Annotated in this window: 22 protein-coding genes; 14 read left to right on the top strand and 8 right to left on the bottom strand. The window is 43.4% G+C overall.

What is annotated here, in order from left to right; all coding sequences use genetic code 11:
- Together P253_RS04920 and P253_RS04915 are read right to left on the bottom strand one after the other, a co-directional pair.
- The gene (locus P253_RS04920; RefSeq protein ID WP_005178455.1) at positions 1-474 is read right to left on the bottom strand and encodes an Rrf2 family transcriptional regulator; all 474 of its coding nucleotides are present in this window, start codon (positions 472-474) and stop codon (positions 1-3) included.
- A 111-nt stretch (positions 475-585) separates the two neighbouring features.
- Positions 586-1,233, bottom strand: coding sequence for a hypothetical protein (locus P253_RS04915; RefSeq protein WP_005178449.1), 648 nt, complete (start codon positions 1,231-1,233; stop codon positions 586-588).
- 186 nt (positions 1,234-1,419) lie between these two features.
- On the opposite strand from P253_RS04915, the gene P253_RS04910 reads away from it, so the two are divergent.
- The 3 genes from P253_RS04910 (at position 1,420) to P253_RS04900 (ending at position 4,329) form a co-directional block, all read left to right on the top strand.
- Complete coding sequence (locus tag P253_RS04910) at positions 1,420-1,887, top strand: phasin family protein (protein WP_016659012.1); 468 nt, start codon at positions 1,420-1,422, stop codon at positions 1,885-1,887.
- Between the two features lie 168 nt (positions 1,888-2,055).
- Entirely contained in the window at positions 2,056-2,328 is a 273-nt protein-coding gene (locus tag P253_RS04905) for an HU family DNA-binding protein (protein ID WP_005178445.1), read from the top strand.
- A 129-nt stretch (positions 2,329-2,457) separates the two neighbouring features.
- Positions 2,458-4,329, top strand: a complete 1,872-nt coding sequence (locus P253_RS04900; protein ID WP_016659011.1) for a SurA N-terminal domain-containing protein — start codon at positions 2,458-2,460, stop codon at positions 4,327-4,329.
- Between the two features lie 70 nt (positions 4,330-4,399).
- Here P253_RS04900 and P253_RS04895 read toward each other — a convergent pair whose 3' ends face one another.
- On the bottom strand, positions 4,400-5,272 hold the full coding sequence (locus P253_RS04895; protein ID WP_016659010.1) for a DUF2797 domain-containing protein: 873 nt from the start codon (positions 5,270-5,272) through the stop codon (positions 4,400-4,402).
- Between the two features lie 36 nt (positions 5,273-5,308).
- On the opposite strand from P253_RS04895, the gene P253_RS04890 reads away from it, so the two are divergent.
- Positions 5,309-5,800, top strand: a complete 492-nt coding sequence (locus tag P253_RS04890) for a DUF6231 family protein (protein WP_016659009.1) — start codon at positions 5,309-5,311, stop codon at positions 5,798-5,800.
- 139 nt (positions 5,801-5,939) lie between these two features.
- Entirely contained in the window at positions 5,940-6,542 is a 603-nt protein-coding gene (locus P253_RS04885) for a YidB family protein (RefSeq protein WP_016659008.1), read from the top strand.
- 62 nt (positions 6,543-6,604) lie between these two features.
- Here the strand turns inward: P253_RS04885 and P253_RS04880 are convergent, their stop codons facing one another.
- From P253_RS04880 to P253_RS04860, 5 genes are all read right to left on the bottom strand, one after another.
- Positions 6,605-7,678 (bottom strand): porin, encoded by a 1,074-nt coding sequence (locus tag P253_RS04880; RefSeq protein WP_016659007.1) that lies wholly within the window; start codon positions 7,676-7,678, stop codon positions 6,605-6,607.
- A 370-nt stretch (positions 7,679-8,048) separates the two neighbouring features.
- Positions 8,049-8,462, bottom strand: coding sequence for an HIT family protein (locus P253_RS04875; RefSeq protein WP_016659006.1), 414 nt, complete (start codon positions 8,460-8,462; stop codon positions 8,049-8,051).
- A 30-nt stretch (positions 8,463-8,492) separates the two neighbouring features.
- Positions 8,493-8,762, bottom strand: coding sequence for a YARHG domain-containing protein (locus P253_RS04870; RefSeq protein ID WP_016659005.1), 270 nt, complete (start codon positions 8,760-8,762; stop codon positions 8,493-8,495).
- Positions 8,763-8,844: 82 nt separating this feature from the next.
- Complete coding sequence (locus tag P253_RS04865; RefSeq protein WP_016659004.1) at positions 8,845-9,717, bottom strand: NAD(P)-dependent oxidoreductase; 873 nt, start codon at positions 9,715-9,717, stop codon at positions 8,845-8,847.
- Positions 9,714-10,820, bottom strand: coding sequence for an alpha/beta fold hydrolase (locus P253_RS04860; RefSeq protein ID WP_035363196.1), 1,107 nt, complete (start codon positions 10,818-10,820; stop codon positions 9,714-9,716). The genes P253_RS04865 and P253_RS04860 overlap by 4 nt, the downstream gene beginning before the upstream one ends.
- 137 nt (positions 10,821-10,957) lie before the next feature.
- Between P253_RS04860 and P253_RS04855 the strand changes: the two genes are divergently transcribed.
- The 9 genes from P253_RS04855 to trpB all read left to right on the top strand — a co-directional run bounded on the left by P253_RS04855 (position 10,958) and on the right by trpB (position 18,697).
- Positions 10,958-12,145, top strand: a complete 1,188-nt coding sequence (locus P253_RS04855; protein ID WP_005178426.1) for an O-succinylhomoserine sulfhydrylase — start codon at positions 10,958-10,960, stop codon at positions 12,143-12,145.
- An 80-nt stretch (positions 12,146-12,225) separates the two neighbouring features.
- Positions 12,226-12,555 (top strand): YbaB/EbfC family nucleoid-associated protein, encoded by a 330-nt coding sequence (locus P253_RS04850; protein WP_005178423.1) that lies wholly within the window; start codon positions 12,226-12,228, stop codon positions 12,553-12,555.
- A 12-nt stretch (positions 12,556-12,567) separates the two neighbouring features.
- Positions 12,568-13,164: a recombination mediator RecR gene (gene recR, locus P253_RS04845; RefSeq protein WP_005178420.1), complete on the top strand. Its 597-nt coding sequence runs from the start codon at positions 12,568-12,570 to the stop codon at positions 13,162-13,164.
- A gap of 220 nt (positions 13,165-13,384) precedes the next feature.
- Complete coding sequence (locus tag P253_RS04840) at positions 13,385-14,527, top strand: ribonuclease D (RefSeq protein ID WP_016659002.1); 1,143 nt, start codon at positions 13,385-13,387, stop codon at positions 14,525-14,527.
- A 129-nt stretch (positions 14,528-14,656) separates the two neighbouring features.
- A complete protein-coding gene (locus P253_RS04835; RefSeq protein WP_005178417.1) occupies positions 14,657-14,965 on the top strand; it encodes a YcgL domain-containing protein in 309 nt (102 codons plus the stop codon).
- Positions 14,966-14,986: 21 nt separating this feature from the next.
- Positions 14,987-15,370, top strand: a complete 384-nt coding sequence (locus P253_RS04830; protein ID WP_016659001.1) for a hypothetical protein — start codon at positions 14,987-14,989, stop codon at positions 15,368-15,370.
- A gap of 37 nt (positions 15,371-15,407) precedes the next feature.
- The gene (locus tag P253_RS04825) at positions 15,408-16,259 is read left to right on the top strand and encodes an AAA family ATPase (RefSeq protein ID WP_016659000.1); all 852 of its coding nucleotides are present in this window, start codon (positions 15,408-15,410) and stop codon (positions 16,257-16,259) included.
- 15 nt (positions 16,260-16,274) lie between these two features.
- On the top strand, positions 16,275-17,462 hold the full coding sequence (locus P253_RS04820; RefSeq protein ID WP_005178414.1) for a vWA domain-containing protein: 1,188 nt from the start codon (positions 16,275-16,277) through the stop codon (positions 17,460-17,462).
- A 26-nt stretch (positions 17,463-17,488) separates the two neighbouring features.
- Complete coding sequence (gene trpB, locus P253_RS04815) at positions 17,489-18,697, top strand: tryptophan synthase subunit beta (protein WP_016658999.1); 1,209 nt, start codon at positions 17,489-17,491, stop codon at positions 18,695-18,697.
- Positions 18,698-18,751 lie beyond the last annotated feature (54 nt).

Here is an 18,751-nt window from a genome sequence, read left to right as displayed (position 1 = left end):
TCAAATACCTGTAACCGATAAAAGGGCTGAATCAAAAGATGCTGAATTTTGGCGAATTGCAACGGCTTGAACGTTGTCACGAGCTACAAGGTCAGCAAGGGTGATTTTTGCAAGATAATCGGCAATATGGTGGGAGAGTTCTTGCCATAAATCATGGGTTAAGCACATTGCACCATTCTGGCAGTTGCCTTTATGGTCACAACGGGTGGCATCAACCGTTTCATTTACAGCTTCAATGATTTCTAATACGGTGATTGTATCGGCACTGCGCGCCAGGTGATAACCACCATTGGCTCCACGAATACTGGAAACCAGGCCGTGACGCTTTAATTTCGCAAATAACTGCTCAAGGTAAGCGACAGAAATAGATTGTCGAGCTGCAATTTCTGCAAGAGTGATCGTTTGTTCAGTTGGCTGCAAAGCTAGATCAAGTAGAGCAGTCACTGCGTAGCGACCGCGAGTGGTTAAGCGCATGATTCGATACACATGGTTGGACTAGATGTGTAGATTCTATGAATCCTGACTAAAATAGTCAAGTTTTTTTATTATTCGGATATTCGATTCAATCGCAGGGAAATTAAGGATTTAAACGATCCATAAATTATACACTAATAACGCAATTAATAGCAGAGTAATTAGACTAAAAGCCAGATTAATTCGTTTTTGGTTGCGTTGCATGCGACGAATGCGGTTTTTATACTGTTTAACTTCTACTTGCAGGGTATTAATGGTCGAGCGTTGTAGGTCAATTTTCTCCAATAAAGGGGCAATCCGGCGTTTAGAAGTTTCCAGTTCCTGCTCGTGTTCAGGATCGGCTAGCCATTGACGCCAGTCCGACAGTACTTTAGGAATACTGAATAAGGTCAGCAGATCACGGAATTCATCTTTTAAAGTCGGGTCGCCTTCAATGCGCATGGCTCGAATACTGCGGCGATTCCCCAAGACAAAAATCTTGATCAAATCCAGCAATGTGGTACGGACATCTAATTCGACGGCTTTTTCAGGTGCTTTTAGATCAAACAGGATGCCGTGTTCGCTAAACTGCACATAGAAGTCGAAATAGGGGATATAGCTGTTAATTTTGACTGCAATTTTCTGGTCTACAAATTTTTTGGCCTGAAGTGCAACGACACGATCATATTTCAAGATAAAGCTAAAGATTGTTTCCAGAACAATCATCACCATCGTCAGCAACAAATGTGATTCATTTTGTCTTTGTTGCGATTCATTCATACAATTTAGTCCCTAACCAGATCGAGTCATGCATATCCAAGCGGTGCATTACCAGGAAGTAATACATAATATTCTTGCTTTGTAGAACAGTTTAACAAAACGTTCAAGTGCTTAATTTGCTATTATAAGAGCATTTTGTTGGTTTATGATATTGAATGGTATACAAAATAAGCAGGAGAAATGCGAATGGATGAAGCAGCAGTAGAATCGCCAGAACCACAAAACGAAAATGAAAAAGCGTCTAAAAACAAAGCAAGAGTACGTTCTGGGCGTAAATCGGCGCTGGATTTTCGCAAATATACCAAACAGATCTGGCTGGCCGGCTTAGGCGCATTTTCCCGTGCTGAAGAAGAAGGCAATAAATTATTTGACTCACTGGTCAAGGTGGGGGAAGAACTGGAATCCAAAACCACCGAAATTGCCGATCAGACCGTAGAAAAAGTTTCTGAAAAGGCCAAAGAATCGGTGGTCGATACCAAAGATAAGGTCGAACGGATGATTGACCATAGTGTTCATCATTCCTTGAACCGTATAGGGCTGGTAACCGTGAAAGATATCCAGCATTTAGAGCAGCTGGTGCTGCAACTGCACAGCAAAGTCGATGCTTTAATTAAAGAAAATAAGCAATTAAAAGAACAACTCCTGAAAAAGTGAAAATCTCGACAGCTTTGGCATTTTTTGGCAGATTTTTGCAACTTATTTTGTATAAATGCGTCTGGGGAGTATTGCTTTTACCCTCAAAGCATTGCTATAAAGGCATTACGGTAACTTAAACGAAATCTTTGGACCTTGAATAAACGATATTAAGAGGACGTAATCTTCATGAATAAATCAGAATTAATTGATGCAATTGCAGAGAAAGGGGGATTGTCTAAGACTGACGCTGGTAAGGCTTTAGACGCTACAATTGCTTCAATCACTGAAGCGCTGAAAGCAGGCGACACAGTGACTTTAGTGGGCTTCGGTACTTTCAATGTGAAAGAACGTGCTGCTCGTACAGGCCGTAACCCACAAACTGGTGAAACACTTGAGATTAAAGCAAGCAAAGTACCTAGCTTCAAAGCGGGTAAAGGTTTAAAAGATTCTGTAGCTTGATCTTTTAAGCAGTATTAAACGCGCCTCCTGGCGCGTTTTTTATTAATAATCAGAGTTTCGGGTTTTAATACATTCATTCGCTGAGGGTTTTCGGTTAAAATCCTGCACAAGTAAAATATTGGAATACTTATGGAATCTTTTCGTAATGTTATTAAGGGCTGGTTGGGCAAGGTTTTGCTCGTTCTGTTTCTGATCCCTTTAGCACTTGTAGGTATTGAAGGATATTTTAGTGGCGGCAATTCTGCCGACTCGGCAAAATCAGTAAATGGGCAACAGGTTTCCAAACAGGAATTAGAAGCCTTAACCAACTCATTAAAACAACAATATCTCAGCTATACACAAGGTGATGAGACCTTGTTGAATCAGTCATATATTGAAAATAAAGCACTCGATACTCTGATTGCACGCACCTTGCTGTTACAACAGACTGAACATTTGGGTATTTCCTTAAGCGATGCGCAAATTGAGCAGATGATTGCCCAGCAACCAAGCTTTCAGGAAAATGGCCAGTTTTCTGAAGCACTGTATGCCAATTACCTGCGTTCAGTGGGTATGAGCAGTCAGGCTTTAATCCAGAATCTGCGTCAGGATCATGCCTTGAAAATGCTTAGCGCGAGCTTTATGGATCATGCCTTGGTGAGCGAGCTGGATATCCAGCAGATTGCCAATTTACAAACCGAACAGCGTACCTTGCATTTATCCAGCATTAAACTGGATGAATATAAGAAAAATATTCAGGTTTCAGCGCAAGAAATCAGTGATTATTACAATAAACATTCGACCCTGTTTAAGCAGGTCGCCAATGTTGATGTCGACTTTATTGTTCTAACGCCAGCACATATTTCCGCGACTGAAGCTGCAATTACCGATGCAGAATTGCAACAGGCCTATGACAAGTTTGTTGAAGCTCAGCAAAAAAATGCAGCGCGTGAGGTTAAACATATTTTAATTACCACCGATGCACGTGATGATGCAGCTGCCAAAAAACTGGCGGATCAGGTGTATGCTGAAATCCAGCAGGGCACCAGTTTTGCCGCTGCTGCACAGAAATATTCAGAAGACCCGGAATCTAAAGACAAGGGTGGCTTATTTGAGGCTTACGACGTGGGTGCCTTTGGCAATGCCTTTGATCAGGCAGTCACCAGTCTGAAATCAGGTCAGATTTCTCAGCCGGTGAAAACCCAATATGGTTATCATCTAATTCAGGTTGAAACCGATGCAGTTCAGGTGCCTTCTTTTGAAGCGGAAAAAGCCCGTTTAACTGCAGAACTGAAAAAGACCAAACAGCAAAATGCCTTCTCGGATACGGTAAATAGCCTGAATGAGATGGTGGTGGGTAGTGATGCGCTGGATGTGGTATCTCAGGAAGTCAAAGGCACCAAGGTTGAATCGGTAAAAGGCTTTAGTCTGGCCTCTCAGCATCCAGTATTATCTGATCCAAGTGTGAAGGTGAAACTGTTTAATGATGATGTGAAAAACGGCGATCGTAACGCTTCAAGTAACATTCAAATGGCCAATGGTAATGTGGTTTGGGTGAAAGTACGAGAGTATCATGCTGCGGGTGTGCAAACCCTGGCTGAAGCAACACCACGTGTACGTGCCAAACTGATTGAAGAAAAAGCCTTTAATGCAGCCAAAGCCAAAATCCAGAAATCACTGGATGAGTTCAAGACGCAACCGGCTGCAGAAGTCTTGGCTCAGCAGCAAATCCGTTTTGAAGATGCCGGTGTATTTACCCGTGCTGAAGGTCGTTTAAAGCGTGAAATTGAGCGTGCTGCATTCAGCTTGATGCCACCGAAGCAAGGAATGTGGTCTGTGACCACGGCAGCTTTGCCAAATGAACTGGTTGTTGTAGCGGTATCGAATGTGAACCGTACCACTTCAAATGCTTTAACGCCTGAACAGTTACAGGAGCTGGCCAAGTTGTATCAACAGCTACGCGCCCAGCAAGAGCTGGATGACTATACCCAGTATCTGAAAGCTAAAGCAGATATTGAATAAGTCTGACTGCATAATAAAAAACCGGCGCAAACGCCGGTTTTTTTATTGTGCTTATATTTTGGTGAAAAGTTTATTCAGTACGGATAATCAGTTCATAGCCGGTATATTTACGGATATTAATTACGCCAGTATCTAAAATTAAATACTGACCTTTAATCCCGAAAAGTTTGCCGCGAATCACCGGGGTCTTATCCAGATTATGCGATTTAATTTTTTCAGGATACTGTTCCACCGGATAAATAAACTCGCGTGGACGTTCCTGCTCCATCAATTCCAGCGTTTCATTAAACTCAAGATTCTGGTTAAATTCTTCACGAATGGTCCTGATTTTTGGTGCAAATTCTTCAATCAGCTGGTCACGGGTCGCAATTAAATCGACCGGTTCAGCTTCACCTTTGAGCAGTTTGCGCCAGTCAGTTTTATCGGCAATTTGTGAACCAAACATGATTTCCAGTTGCCCAGATAAACGACGAGAGCCGACTTTCATAATCGGTAAGGCCTGAGTCGCCCCTTGATCCAGCCAGCGTGTTGGCATTTGGCGAATACGGGTAATCCCGACCTTTAAGCCACTGGAGTTGGCTAGGTACACCACATGCGGCTGGAAGCAGACAGATCGTGCAAATTCTTCTTCGCGGCAAGTGCCTAAATGATAATGGCAGGTTTCAGGTTTCATAATGCACATGTCACAGGACGCTTTGGTTTTAAAGCATTTAAAGCAGTGACCTTGTGAATAGGATTTTGGTGTTTTACTGCCGCAAGAAACACAGTAAATATTGCCGGTCCATTCAATTTCTATTTCTTGACCCAAGCGAAAGGGCAGTTCGATTTCTGAGCGATCCAGAATAAATTTATATTCAACATTTGCCTTGTGTACCTGTTCATCAGTTACACTATGGTCCTTAAGACCTGCGTGCATTTTATGGCAAATGCCTTGTAGTTCCATAAGAAAATACTCTCTCAAAAATGAAGGAATGCAGTGATGGCTGAAATGCGTTTAATTCAAGCATTAATTGATGACTTATCTCAACAACAGCCAATTTCTACTGCATTGTGTATAGGGCAAAATATTGAAGCAAGTCCGAAGCATAACAATCAAGCGCCTGATCAGCCCAGCATCCAATGGCAGTATTTTAGCGCATTGGCATTTTTAAATCTGCCTTTTACCCAACGTTTTGATTTAGCTGTTGTATTTTTAGATGCTGCTGATTTTGCCTCACAGACGCAACAACACACCTCACAAATTTTGGTGAAGCTACGTGATTTATTGGCAAAGCGTATTGTGGTGATTGCTGCGCGTGAAGATGAGCAATTACTTAGAGCGCTTGGTTTTACACAATTGATTGAACATCGCTTTGAGCAGCATCATTTATGCTTATGGCAATTTAATATTTTGACTTATAAGCACGTGCCAGATTGGTTTAATTCTAAGTTTTGGGCAAACCCTGAAAATTGGGATAAATTCCGTTGGTAAGTGCTGCATTAAACTAACAAAAACTTAATCATGATGAATACTTAACAAAAATTTAGAATATTGCAAAATTTAACAATTTCAAGCGCGAAATTCAGTCAAAACTTCGTATGCTGTCTTAGGGCATATTGAGGAACATAAAATGACTAATTTAAGCAATATTGTTGAAATTTTAGCAAAGCAGGCATTGGGCGCGAAACAGCAATCTAATCAATCTCAAGGTGGATTGGGCGGTATTTTAGGCTCAGTTTTGGGGCAACTTGGTGCTAATAACCAACAATCTGCACAAGGGGGCTTGGGTGGTATTTTGGGTTCAGTACTTGGTCAGTTGGGTGGGCAACAACAGCGTACTGCTGCGGGTGCTTCAGGTACACAAAGTTTATTGATTGCAGTTTTGCCTTTGGTGTTGGCATGGATTCAAAAACAGGGGGGCTTGCAAGGTGCTTTAGATAAACTTAAAGGACAGGGCTTAACCAGTCAGGTGGATGATTGGGTGTCTACAGGGCCAGGTGAAAATGCACATGTAGGTGCTGAACAAGTACAAAGTTTATTTGATGATGCCGATGTAGAGCAGGTTGCACAGCAAACTCAGGCGCCAAAGCAAGATATTTATAATGCGATTTCTGCAGTATTGCCGCAAATTATTGATTCATTGACACCACAGGGTGAACGAACCAGCAAACAAGAAGCCAATGATGATATTCAGCAAGTGATGAATTTAGTGTCAGGGTTTTTAAAGCGTTAAATTTAAGAAAAAATAAAAGGGCATAAGCCCTTTTATTTGTAGAATTCACTTTAATCTTAAGATTAGAAGTTATATTCCATACCTAAACCAAATACTGTTTTGTTATCTTCTTCAAGATCTACACCAGTAATATCAAGTTTCTGTTGTGCAAGCAAACCGTAGAGACGAGTTTGTTTATTTAAGTTGTAGTCAACACCGATACCATATTGGTCAATGGTGATATCATTAAATGCATCAGCTGTTGTTTCAGCAGTTTGGTATTGAGCTTTAACAACCCATGGTGTGTTGCCAACTTTATATGTTGAGCTAAGTAACCAAGCTTTCTCTTCAAGACCTTCTAAGCCATTAATATCATCAGTAGGTTCAGCTTGTTGATAAAGAGCACCTAACACTAGACCATTTGCGCCGATTTTACTAAAATCGTAAGAACCAGTTACGCGTACAGCATCTGAATATAGTTTTTTACCATCTAATCCAGCGTATTTACCTTCAACGCCAAAGTTACCTGCTAGTGCAAGAGCAATACCAACATCTTTATTATCATAGGTCAAAGAAGTAGAGATAGAATCACCAAAACCATCGCGTTTTCCTTTTTGACCAGATGTGGCATAGTCTTTAGTTGCATCTTCACCTTGTTGCGCTAGGATATTAAATTGTAAGCCACCTAGCATTTTTTTGTCTGTTTCAAACCCGATAGAGTTTTTAAGACGATCTTCACCATACATCATGTTTGTGATATCAAGGGTGTGATCATTAAAGATATCTTGGTATTTTCCAGCAGCATTTTTGAAATAAGAATCAAAAAAACCAGCTTTTAAAGTACCTACATTTTCAAACTTTAAACCACCAAAAAGATTACGTTTTTTGAAAGTTTGAGCATCATTTTCATCACCATCAGCACTGATTTCCCATTCAGCCACATAAACTGCTGATACATTTTCAGTTAATTTTTCTTCGCCTTTAACCCCAATACGAGAAGCGTTAGAATTTAATTCAGTGGCATCTTGATCTTTTTCAAAATCATCATTTTGAATTTGGTCAACCGATACACTGATCTTACCATACAAAGTTGGTGCTGCTTGTGCTGCGCTTACACCCATTGCTGCAACAGTAGCTGCTAGAAGCAATTTTTTCATCAAGATTTCTCCAAAACACTTTTAAAAATGGCATTCGCCTTGCTTTCTTATTTAGTTAGCTTGTGTACAAAAAGTTACACAAGCTCACCAACTTGCTAAGCAGTATCTGTAAGCTTTATGACATTGAAGTGAAGAAAAAATTACAATTTGATGACAGGTAATAAAATATAATAAATAGACTTCTTGCGTTAGTGACATTTTAATCACCCGAAAGCTATATTTTATGAGCTTTTAGCCAATTCAAAAATTAGATAATACTATATTTTCGCAAGAGGTCTAATAATTGTGATTTATTTTTAAGTATTTGAATTTTATTTAAATAAAAATGGAGCAGCTGCTCCATTCATTTTGTATGACACTTTTGAAATATTTAAAGTGCTGCTTTAATTTTTTCCGCTTGGGCTTTAATTTTCTCTTGATCGCCCATTTGTGCAGCATGTTTCCCAAGTTGATGAACCGAGGTTGGAATTAAATGGAAATGTACATGGGGAACGGTTTGCCCAGCAGCCGCTCCAGACAATTGCATGAGGACAATGCCTTGGGCATCCAAACCGACTTCAATGGCTTTTGCTACTTTTTGTACCACTTGAATGGTGTAGGCAGCAGCATCGGCAGGGAGGTCGAGTAAAGTCACCGCAGGTGTCTTGGGTATGACTAAAGTATGACCGTCTGCTTGAGGCATAATATCCATGAATGCAAGAACTTGGTCATCTTCATATACTTTAATGGCTGGAAGTTCACCACGTAAAATTCGTGCAAAAATGTTTTGCTCATCGTAAGCCATGTCTATTCCTTAAGTTTCGCTTAAACTGATTTACTTACAGTTTAATTCTTTTTGACGTTCTTTAATGGCGTCAAGTCGTTGTTGCTCTCTTTCAGAAAATTTTGGCTTGGTGGTATAGCAGTTGTCATTGCCAAATTTGGCTTTGGCTTCAGGATCTTTAAAGCAGAAGCCTTTTGATGCATAAATCACATCATGATCATTTTTCAGCTTTTGACATTCCTGTGCTGAAGCAAAAGCCGTGGTATTTGCCCCAATGAATGTTGCAAGACTGGTCAATAATGCAACAGTGAGCTTATTCATACGAGTTTCCTCTGTAATAACATTGTGGGTAAGCATCTACTCACAATATTAGGTTTTATTCTGATTATTCAATGGCCAGATCTTACTCAATTGTAATCTTGCTCCAGGCCTCATACATTTTAACGGCGCTGGAGAAGTCGCTATCTGGTTCAGCAGTAGCATTGGCAGCCTGTATCAAACTTTGGGCCAGCCCCAGTACCGGTGCTGAAAGTTTTGCATCGCGTACCAAGTCTAAAGCAATTCCGGTATCTTTGGCCAGTAGCGGCAGAGCAAAGGTCAGTGGAAATGCGCGATTAAGAATACGTTGAGGTAGCACCATTTCCGTTACCGCGCTTTTGCCGCTTGAGGCATTAATACAATCCAGCGCTTCGTTTAAGTTTACCCCATGCGCTTTTAAGGTGGTAAATCCTTCGGCAACGGCGCATAAATTCACAGCCATCAACATGTTGTTAATGGCTTTAACAGCAAAACCAGCGCCCGGTTCACCGACATGCTTGATCAGTTGCCCAAAAGCCTGCATCGCGGGTAGGGCTTTTTCAAATGCTTGCGCATCACCGCCCACCATCACGGTTAAGGTGCCTTTTTCTGCACCGATGGTTTGTCCACTGACAGGTGCATCTAAAAAATCTACCTGTTGTGCTTTGAGCTGCGCAGCCACTTTTTTGGCAGAATCAGGCACACCGCTGGTACAGTCCACCCAGATGGAGCCGGCTTTTAAACTCAAACCGTCTAACAGATTTTCTACATCCTGGCTGGTCGGCAGGCAGGAGAAAATCACATCGGCCTGTACGGCCTGTTCAAGCTCAACCGCCTGTGTAGCATATTCCGCTGCATGTTGCTCGGCTTTGGCAAAATTACGGTTCCAGACATAGACTGTATCAAAATGCTGGGGTAAATGTGCGGCCATGCGGTATCCCATAGCGCCCAAACCAATAAATGCAACAGACTGAATCATGCGGTTTCCTTGTGTATTTTTGTCGATCTTTGCTCGAGCCACCGGGTCAGCTTGGGCCAGAATTCATTGGCACTTTTCTGGCTGGACATCAGGCCTAAGTGACCACCGGGAATAAGAGTAAACGTGACATCTGTACTACTTGTCAACTGGCTTAAAGGCTGTGCAGCAGCAGCTGTCACAATCTGGTCGCTTTGTCCGGCCCCGACAAATAAAGAGCAGCGAATGTTTTTCAGTTCAATATGTTCATCCTTCAGGCGGATGATGCCGTTTTTCAGCGGATTTTGCAGCCAGACATTCAGTACCATGTCCTGATTAATCCCGCCCGGATAATCAATCATATTGTTCAGGAAACTCCCCAGCGTGGCGTGTTCATGCAGCACTTGCGGGTCGTGCAGGTTGAGAAATAGCTGGCGCTGACTGTCCAGCCAGCCTTTAGGATCTAGAATTTTAAAACCTAAAGCGTTGATGATGCCGGGCGTATGAATGAAATGTGGAGGAATAGAGCCCTGATGTAAGGCCTGTTTTAATTTGTGATTACGTGAAATCAGCTGGTTGCTGCGTTTAAACAGCTGGCCGATGCGACCGGAAGCATAACTGTCCACCGGGCTGCCCAGCACCATCAGGTTTTTCACGATCTGAGGTTGACGATAGGCGGTGTACAGCATCACAAAAACACCGGCCATACTCCAGCCATGTAGGGAAATCTGCTCACTATGGGAATGCTGTCGAATCTGTTCAATACAATGCGGAATTGCAGCATTAATAAAATACATGAAATTTAAATGACGATGGGCATAGTTTAAACGTCCCCAGTCAATCAGGTAGACATCAAAGCCACTATGCTGGAAATGCTTGATTAAAGAGCGATAGGGATACAAATCATAAATCGCCATATTAATCGCCAGCGGCGCAACAAAGACCAGCGGCTCCTGATAGGCTTTATTGGGTGAAGCGTAATAACGGATTTGCGCGTGTTCGTATTCGCCAATAATCTCATACGGTGTAGTTTGGGAGAGCACCAAAGTCTTGCTGTTAAAAAGCCGGGTCGACAAGTTTTTTAACTTCTTGCGTTGATCTGCAAATTTTTTCTGTACTGGGTTCATAGCCTCTATCTGCTTGTCATGACGCTGAGTTGGATGAAGTCTAAGCAATATTTCCATATTTTACCTTGACCTTAAACACCTTGGGCGCTCAAAATGTTGGCAATTCTTATAACGGTAGTCTAAGGACGAAAATCGAGATGAGCGAACAAGACGAGATCGAATATCAGTTAGATACTTTGGCAATTCGTACTGGTCATGACCGTACCTTCGAGGGTGAGCATAGTGAACCCATCTTTTTAACATCGTCTTTTGTTTGCGAAAGTGCAGCTGATGCAGCCGCCAAATTTTCTGGGCAAATTGAAGGGAATACCTATTCCCGTTATACCAATCCGACTGTCCATACTTTTGAAAAACGCCTAGCCGTGCTGGATGGTGCAGAACGTGCTGTGGCCACCAGTTCAGGTATGGCCGCGGTACATGCAATTACCCTGGCCTATTTAAAAGCCGGCGATCATGTGGTGTGTTCACGCGCGGTATTCGGTTCGATCATTTCATTATTTGAAAAATACGTCATGAAATTTGGCGTAGATGTAACCTTTGTTGATCTGGAAGATTTAGCGGCCTGGCAGCAGGCGATTCGTCCAAATACACGTTTACTGTTTATTGAAACCCCATCTAACCCATTGGCGCAGGTCGGTGATCTGCAAGCGATTGCCGATATTGCCCATGCAGCCAATGCCTTGTTTGCCGTTGACAATACTTTCTGTACCCCGGTTTTACAGCAGCCGATTAAATTTGGTGCGGATTTAATCATTTATTCATCAACCAAATATATTGATGGTCAGGGCCGTGCCTTGGGTGGTGCTGTGGTTGGTAATCATCAGTTATTGGAAGAAATTAACGGCGTGATTCGTACCCTGGGTAACTCGATGAGCCCGTTTAATGCCTGGGTATTCCTCAAAGGTCTGGAAACCCTGAACCTGCGGATGAAAGCTCACTGTGCCAGTGCACAGAAGTTGGCAGAATGGCTGGATGCCCATCCAAAAGTGGAAACCGTATATTACGCCGGCTTGCCACAGCATCCGGGACATGAATTAGCGAAAAAACAACAAAGTGGTTTTGGTGGTGTTGTATCGTTCGTGGTGAAAGGTGAGCGTGAAGGCGCCTGGACTGTCATTGACAACACACGTTTCTTATCGATTACCAGTAACCTTGGCGATGTAAAATCTACAATCACCCATCCTGCTACCACCTCACATGGCCGTATGTCTGCCGAAGCCAAACAGCAAGCCGGTATTTCAGAAGGTTTAATTCGTGTTTCTGTGGGTCTGGAAGATATTGATGATATTATTCGCGACCTTAGCCGTGGTTTAGACCTGATTTAATTTATAAATTCTGACATCTTTTTGCTGAATTTTCGTGTAGAGTGCTTAGCCAAAGATGTCAGTTTTGTTCGGAGATTTTTATGAACATTAATATGTTAATGCAGCAAGCGCAGCGCATGCAGAAAGAAGTAGAAAACAATATCAAGAAAGCCAAAGAAGAACTGGCACAAACTGAAGTGCATGCTGAAGCGGGCGGTGGCCTGGTCAAAGTAACCATGACCTGCCGTAACGTGGTAAAGCGTATTGAAATCAATCCTGAATTGTTACAAGACGATCCAGACATGATTGAAGACCTGATTGCTGCGGCCATGAATGATGCAGCGCGTCAGGCAGAAACCATTTCTGAAGAACGTATGAAAGCAGCGAATTCTGGTATGGGCTTACCACCAGGTTTGGCAGGCATGTTCTAAGGTAGCGCATCTGTGTTCAGCGATCGTTTTGATCAACTGGTACAAGCCTTGCGTATTTTGCCAAGTGTTGGGCCAAAATCGGCCCAGCGCATGGCCTTGCACCTGATCATGAAAAACCGTGAAGGCGCGCTGGGTCTGGCTTATGCCTTAAATGAGGCGACCACGCATATTCACGAATGTTCCATCTGCCATTCTTTAACCGAAGATGAAGTGTGCAATATCTGCGCATCTTCGGAACGTGATGAAGAATTACTCTGCGTGGTAGAATCACCAGCCGATGTCATGGCAATTGAACAAAGTGGCAGCTTCCGCGGTAAATATCATGTCTTGGGCGGGCATTTATCGCCGCTTGACGGGATTGGCCCGGAAGAAATCGGGATTCCAGCTTTAATTCACCGTTTAAGCTCGGGTCAGGTCAAAGAAGTGATTCTGGCGACCAATGCCACGGTAGAAGGTCAGGCGACGGCGCATTATCTGGTCGAAGCGACCAAGCATTTACCGGTGCAGATGACCCGGATTGCCCAGGGCGTGCCGCAAGGTGGTGAACTGGAATATATCGACAGTCACACTTTAAGTCAGGCTGTCCATAACCGTATGCGCATGAAATAAGTACTCGGGTGCTTATTTCATCAGATTTCAACTTTTTAAATTGTGTCTTAATCAAATATTGAAACTTTAACTAAGATATAAAAAATATAAACTTTTGTTTATCTTGAGCTTAAACTTTAAAAAAAATCAGCAAAATATACCGTAAGTTTTATTTTTTTATAGCTAAATTATATTTATTGGTTAAAATACCCCTTGAGAAACTTTAACGACTCTCTCTGCTATGTTCCAATTTATTCAACAGCAACAAGACTTTGAAAATGTTTTAACATTAATGAGTCAAAACTCTACCTATGGACTGGATACCGAATTCATCAAGGTTGATACCTTATGGCCCAAATTGGGGGTGTTCCAGATTAATGTCGCAGGAAAAGTTTATTTGTTGGATGGAACAACGCTGAATCTTTCGGCGTTCTGGGAAAAAATCTTCCAGGCGCAGCAGAATATTTTCCATGCTTGCGGCGAAGATATCGACCTGATCTATCATTATGCCCAGCAAAAATCACTGAAAAATGTATTTGATACCCAGGTTGGGATGTCCTTTTTGGGCTATGGTTTGCAGGTCAGCTATCAGAATGCTTTAAAGCAGGTGCTGGAAGTCGATATTGACAAAGACCAGACCCGCTCGGACTGGCTGGCGCGACCATTATCACCGGAACAGTTGCAATATGCAGCCAATGATGTGCTGTATTTAATGCAACTGGCAGAAAAAGTACAGCAGGACTTGCAGCAAAAATCGTTACTGAATCTGGTGGTAGAAGATTGCCGTCATTTAACCCAGGAAATTGGGGAAGATACACCGCTAGAGCGTTTGTATCAGGATGTCGGCAATTACCGCCATTCACGCCGTCAGCTCATGCAGTTACAGCAACTGGTGGTCTGGCGTGAACAGATGGTTAAGGCTTTAAACCAGCCACGCAGCTTTATTCTGAAAAATACCACCTTACTGGATCTGGTTGAAAAAAATCCGAAAAATAATTTTCAGCTGTCACATGTGAAGGAAATCCGTCCGAATATTTTACGTGAACATGGCAAAACCATTTTAGACCTGTTGAAGTTCCTGCCCGATTCAGAGCACTGGCCGCTGCGCATGGCGCGTCCAATTCGCCATTCTTCCAAAGAAGTGGGGCAGCACATTGAGCAGGTGATTCAGCGCGGCGTCAATGAAACCGGTATCCCCAAAGAAGTGCTGATGCGGAAAAAATGGCTGAATGCTCTATATCAGCATGTGGTATTTAAAAATGATGAGCAGGATTTGCCGGGCTATTTATTGGGCTGGCGTTATGATCTGTTGACCAAGCCGCTGATTGAAGTGCTGCATCAAGATCAGCAGTATTTATCCAATCATATGAAAGTGATGGATTAAAAAAACAGCAAACTGCTGCCAGAATTATGATTTGTACACAATCACGACTGATGCGTTAATAATCACTAATGTATCCGTCTTTTTTTTGATGTATGCTTTGGCCTGAGTTAAACGAGTATTGTGCTGAATATGTTCTGTTCAATTTATAAATCGAGCAAAAAAGATGAAATGTATCTTTATGTCGCTCGTATTGAAAGCCAAGATGATCAAGCAGAAGCGGCAGATCCGCTTGAAGTGGTACCGGAAGTACTGCGTACTGCATTTGGTCGTGCAACGTTTGTCATGGATTTAGAATTGCATGAAAACCGTAAACTCGCGCGGGCCAATATTCTGCATGTCATGGATTCGATTCAAACCAAAGGCTTCTTTATTCAAATGCCGCCAGAAGGTTTAATTAATCCGAATGCGGTTGAGCCAGAAGGCTTACGCGGTGCCTAAGTTAAATTCAGGAGTTGAGTAATGGAAAATTTAATGACTTTTTTAGAATCAATTCCTGAAAATACCATTGCCGTTACGGTCTATCTGCTGGGTAGCCTGATTATTTTATGGTGCTGGTATGAAATTGCCAAACGTCTGCCTCATCCACTTGGCGGCGTAAGCTGGATTGTGGTCTTTGCCATCTTGCTGACCCCTACCATTTCCGAAGGGCATAATGCAGGTATTGCACCGGCCACCTTTGGTTTGCTGTTTGGTGTATTAACCAAGGAAATGCCGCTGGTCTGGTCCAATTTATCTGCCATTCTGGTGGTGATTGGTTTAGGACTGGTGGTTGGTTATTTCTGGTCTAAATATAGCCAGCGTAAAGAAGGTCTTGCCGCCAAGAACAACAGCACAGCGCTTTAATTACAAAAATAAGTTTAAATTGAAATAAGGTTATCTCATGTCTGTAGATACACAACACTTCACTGGTACCGATCAATACATCGCCACTGACAGCTTAAAGCTGGCAGTACAGGCTGCACGCCGTTTACAGAAACCGCTGTTAATTAAAGGTGAACCGGGTACCGGTAAAACCTTACTGGCCGAGCAGGTCGCCCAAAGTCTGGGACTGAAACTGATCACTTGGCATATCAAATCAACCACCAAAGCCCAGCAAGGCTTGTATGAATATGATGCCGTGTCGCGTTTACGTGATAGCCAGCTCGGTGATGACCGGGTTTATGATATTAAAAACTACATCAAGCCGGGGAAACTGTGGGAGGCATTTAGCAGTGAAGAGCGCTGTGTACTGCTGATTGATGAAATTGATAAGGCCGATATTGAGTTTCCAAACGACTTGCTGCATGAGCTGGATAAAATGTCCTTTTTCGTTTATGAAACTGGCGAAACCATTACCGCAACGCAGCGCCCGATTGTGATCATCACTTCCAATAATGAAAAAGAACTGCCCGATGCCTTCTTGCGTCGCTGTTTCTTCCATTATATTGATTTCCCTGATGAAGCCACCATGCGTGACATCATCAATGTGCATTTCCCGAATATCTCCACGACTTTGGTGTCAGAAGCCTTACAGGTATTCTTTAAACTACGCCAGATTCCGGGCCTGAAAAAACCGCCTTCAACCTCTGAGCTGATTGACTGGCTGAGCCTGTTAATGGCCGATGACATGCCGGACGATATTCTGCGTAATGCTGACAAAACCAAAGCCATTCCACCGTTGTACGGTGCGCTGATTAAAAACGAGCAGGATGTTCAGTTACTGGAACGCTTAGCCTTTATGGCCCGTCGTTAAGGGAGTAATCGCCACATGTTTGTGCGATTGTTTTATACCTTAAGAAAATACGGCGTCCCGGTCACCACTCGTGAACTGATTGACCTGAACCGTGCAGTGGCAGAAGGTCTGGTCTTTGCCAATCAAGATGAGTTTTATCATCTGGCCAAAACCATTATGGTCAAGGATGAACGCTTTTTTGACAAGTTTGACCGGGCCATGAAAGATTACTTTGATGGTATCTCTACCTTTGATCTGGATGAATTGCTCAATCAAGTCCATAAATTACCCAAAGACTGGTTCGATCTGGAGCTACTGGAAAAGCATTTAACCCCAGAGCAGCGCGAAGAACTGAAAAAAGCCGGTTCACTGGAAGAACTGATGAAAATGCTGGAAGAGCGTTTACGCGAACAGCATAAAAAGCATCAGGGCGGTAACCGCATGATTGGAACCGGTGGAACCTCGCCGTTTGGTGCCTATGGCGACCATCCTGAAGGGGTGCGTATAGGCGGGCCGGGCCGTAAACGTTCGGCGGTTAAAGTCTGGGAACAGCGTCAATACCGTAATCTGGATGATGACCAGCTGCTCGGTTCACGGCAAATGCAAATGGCGCTGCGCCGTCTGCGCAAGTTTGCCCGTCAGGGCGCGGCTGAAGAATTAGATGTCGATGGCACCATTCGTGAAACCGCCAAACAGGGCATTCTGGATGTGCAACTGGTACCCGAGCGGCGTAACCGCGTTAAAGTATTAATGCTGTTTGATGTCGGCGGCTCCATGGATGCGCACATCGCCCAGTGTGAAAAGCTGTTTAGTGCGGCCAAAACCGAATTTAAAACGTTGGAATATTTTTATTTTCATAACTGCCTGTACGACTATGTCTGGAAAGACAATGTGCGCCGTTCACACACCCGTATGAACACCTGGGATTTATTCAATACCTATGGACGCGACTATCGTGTGATTGTGGTCGGGGATGCCAGTATGGCACCTTATGAGCTGAATGCCGTTGGGGGTTCAGTGGAATATATGAATGATGAGGCCGGGCAAGTGTGGTTGCGCCGTTTACGCCAGCATTTTGATAAAACCGCCTGGCTGAACCCGGAACAAGAGCAATATTGGCACTACACCCAGACCATCGGTTTAATTCAGCAAATTTTTGAAAATCATATGTATCCCATGACGTTAAAGGGGATTGAAGATTTAACCCGTTATTTGGCGCGTTAAGCTTCATAAAATAGAAGGAATACTGCATGAACTCTCAGATGAATGGCGTTGCCTTACCCAATGAAGATGGTTTTTTTGGTGAATATGGCGGGCAGTTTATTCCACCGCATCTGAAAGCGGCGATGGATGATATTAAAGTGGCCTACGAAGAAATTCGTCAGACTCCGGAATTTCAGCAGGAACTGGCTGAGCTATTCGCACATTATGTAGGTCGTCCAAGTCCGCTATTTCATGCCAAGCGTTTATCTGAGCAGTTGGGCGGGGCACAAATCTATTTAAAACGTGAAGATTTAAACCACACTGGTGCACATAAAATTAACCATTGTTTAGGTGAAGCCTTGCTGGCCAAATATATGGGCAAAACCAAAGTCATTGCCGAAACTGGCGCTGGTCAGCATGGCGTGGCATTGGCAACCGCCTGTGCTCTGGTGGGTATTCCATGCGAAATTCACATGGGTCAGGTCGATATTGAGAAAGAACATCCCAATGTCGTAAAAATGAAAATTCTGGGCGCCAAGCTGATTTCCGTGACCCGCGGCACTGCAACCTTAAAAGATGCGGTAGACAGCGCCTTCGAAGAATACTTAAAAGATCCGAAAAACTATATTTATGCGATTGGTTCGGTGGTGGGACCGCATCCATTCCCGATGATGGTACGTGATTTCCAGGCCATTATTGGTGATGAAATTAAAGTTCAGGCGCAGGAACGTTTTGGTGCACAGCCGGATTATATTGTGGCTTGTGTCGGTGGTGGTTCTAATGCTGTGGGCGCTTTTACCGCGTTTCTGAATGATCCGGAAGTAAAACTGGTTGGTGTTGAGCCAGCCGGTCATGGCCTGAATACCGATATGCACTCTGCAACCCTCACCTTAGGTAAACCGGGTCAGTTACACGGTATGGCCTGTTATGTGTTGGAAGATGAGCAGGGTGAGCCACTCCCGGTACACTCGATTGCATCTGGGCTGGATTATCCGGGTGTAGGGCCACAGCACAGCTTCCTGAAAGATGCTGGTCGTGTCGAATATACCACTGCTACTGATCAGGAGTGTCTGGACGCCTTTATTCAGCTATCACGGGTTGAAGGGATTGTGCCGGCACTGGAAAGCTCGCATGCGGTCGCATGGGCAATGCGTGAAGCACCAAAAATGTCCAAAGACACCAATATTGTGGTGAACCTGTCTGGTCGCGGTGACAAAGATGCGGACTATGTGGCACACAAGCTGGGCTTGAATTAATCCTGTTTAGTCTCTTTTAAACGAGCAGTTTTAAAAAAGATCGTTTTTTAAAAG

This window comes from Acinetobacter indicus CIP 110367 (assembly GCF_000488255.1).
Taxonomy (GTDB): domain Bacteria; phylum Pseudomonadota; class Gammaproteobacteria; order Pseudomonadales; family Moraxellaceae; genus Acinetobacter; species Acinetobacter indicus.
The sequence above is the reverse complement of the archived record's forward strand: the minus strand, read 5'-3'. Positions and strand labels throughout refer to the sequence as shown.

Coding starts and splice junctions, on each gene's coding strand:
- P253_RS04920 (WP_005178455.1), bottom strand. CDS start 474: ATGCGCTTAACCACTCGCGGTCGCTACGCAGTGACTGCTCTACTTGAT.
- P253_RS04915 (WP_005178449.1), bottom strand. CDS start 1,233: ATGAATGAATCGCAACAAAGACAAAATGAATCACATTTGTTGCTGACG.
- P253_RS04910 (WP_016659012.1), top strand. CDS start 1,420: ATGGATGAAGCAGCAGTAGAATCGCCAGAACCACAAAACGAAAATGAA.
- P253_RS04905 (WP_005178445.1), top strand. CDS start 2,056: ATGAATAAATCAGAATTAATTGATGCAATTGCAGAGAAAGGGGGATTG.
- P253_RS04900 (WP_016659011.1), top strand. CDS start 2,458: ATGGAATCTTTTCGTAATGTTATTAAGGGCTGGTTGGGCAAGGTTTTG.
- P253_RS04895 (WP_016659010.1), bottom strand. CDS start 5,272: ATGGAACTACAAGGCATTTGCCATAAAATGCACGCAGGTCTTAAGGAC.
- P253_RS04890 (WP_016659009.1), top strand. CDS start 5,309: ATGGCTGAAATGCGTTTAATTCAAGCATTAATTGATGACTTATCTCAA.
- P253_RS04885 (WP_016659008.1), top strand. CDS start 5,940: ATGACTAATTTAAGCAATATTGTTGAAATTTTAGCAAAGCAGGCATTG.
- P253_RS04880 (WP_016659007.1), bottom strand. CDS start 7,678: ATGAAAAAATTGCTTCTAGCAGCTACTGTTGCAGCAATGGGTGTAAGC.
- P253_RS04875 (WP_016659006.1), bottom strand. CDS start 8,462: ATGGCTTACGATGAGCAAAACATTTTTGCACGAATTTTACGTGGTGAA.
- P253_RS04870 (WP_016659005.1), bottom strand. CDS start 8,762: ATGAATAAGCTCACTGTTGCATTATTGACCAGTCTTGCAACATTCATT.
- P253_RS04865 (WP_016659004.1), bottom strand. CDS start 9,717: ATGATTCAGTCTGTTGCATTTATTGGTTTGGGCGCTATGGGATACCGC.
- P253_RS04860 (WP_035363196.1), bottom strand. CDS start 10,820: ATGAACCCAGTACAGAAAAAATTTGCAGATCAACGCAAGAAGTTAAAA.
- P253_RS04855 (WP_005178426.1), top strand. CDS start 10,958: ATGAGCGAACAAGACGAGATCGAATATCAGTTAGATACTTTGGCAATT.
- P253_RS04850 (WP_005178423.1), top strand. CDS start 12,226: ATGAACATTAATATGTTAATGCAGCAAGCGCAGCGCATGCAGAAAGAA.
- P253_RS04840 (WP_016659002.1), top strand. CDS start 13,385: ATGTTCCAATTTATTCAACAGCAACAAGACTTTGAAAATGTTTTAACA.
- P253_RS04835 (WP_005178417.1), top strand. CDS start 14,657: ATGTTCTGTTCAATTTATAAATCGAGCAAAAAAGATGAAATGTATCTT.
- P253_RS04830 (WP_016659001.1), top strand. CDS start 14,987: ATGGAAAATTTAATGACTTTTTTAGAATCAATTCCTGAAAATACCATT.
- P253_RS04825 (WP_016659000.1), top strand. CDS start 15,408: ATGTCTGTAGATACACAACACTTCACTGGTACCGATCAATACATCGCC.
- P253_RS04820 (WP_005178414.1), top strand. CDS start 16,275: ATGTTTGTGCGATTGTTTTATACCTTAAGAAAATACGGCGTCCCGGTC.
- trpB (WP_016658999.1), top strand. CDS start 17,489: ATGAACTCTCAGATGAATGGCGTTGCCTTACCCAATGAAGATGGTTTT.